Raw genomic sequence first — 544 nt, 5'->3', positions numbered from 1 at the left:
GCCAGGTCAGGTCAGACTCATATGTCAGGTCGACTCGCCTAAGGACTCCCCCCGCTGAATTCTCGCAGCACGGTCGAGGCGATGGTGCAAGGCAACCCGATCGAATTGCCTTGTCGAGCCTCAAGGTCCGCCTCAGGCATGGCGGGGCACGCAAGTACCAGCTCGATATGTGGCGATGATGCCACGGATTGCAGGCCCGGGACTGCCGCACACAATGGAGCAGTCCCGGGCGTTTTCTCACCACAATTTCTTACTGGCGATAGCGGCACCTTCCACGAGTGCCGCCAGTTTCAACCAGGCGATGTCGGGAAACACCGTCGGCAGGCCACTGAAGGTCGAAAATCCACAATCCGATCCGGCCGCCAGCCGTTCGCGACCGACCACGTCGGCATAGCGCAGGAGCCGTTCTGCGATCAGTTCGGGGTGATCGACATAATTGGAGGTGGAATCAATAACCCCGGGGACCAGGATCTTGTCCTCGGGGAGCGGGATTTCCTTGAAGACCGCCCATTCATGACCATGCCTTGGATTGGCACCTTCCATG

1 pseudogene is annotated in these 544 nt (G+C 59.6%); it reads right to left on the bottom strand.

Annotated features, from left to right (window positions below):
• Positions 1-237: 237 nt before the first annotated feature.
• A pseudogene (locus AC1DZC_RS20315) lies at positions 238-544 on the bottom strand (hypothetical protein); the annotation flags it as partial.

It is taken from the genome of Cellulomonas sp. P2_B4 (assembly GCF_056404795.1).
This window is presented reverse-complemented; position numbering and strand designations above follow the sequence as displayed.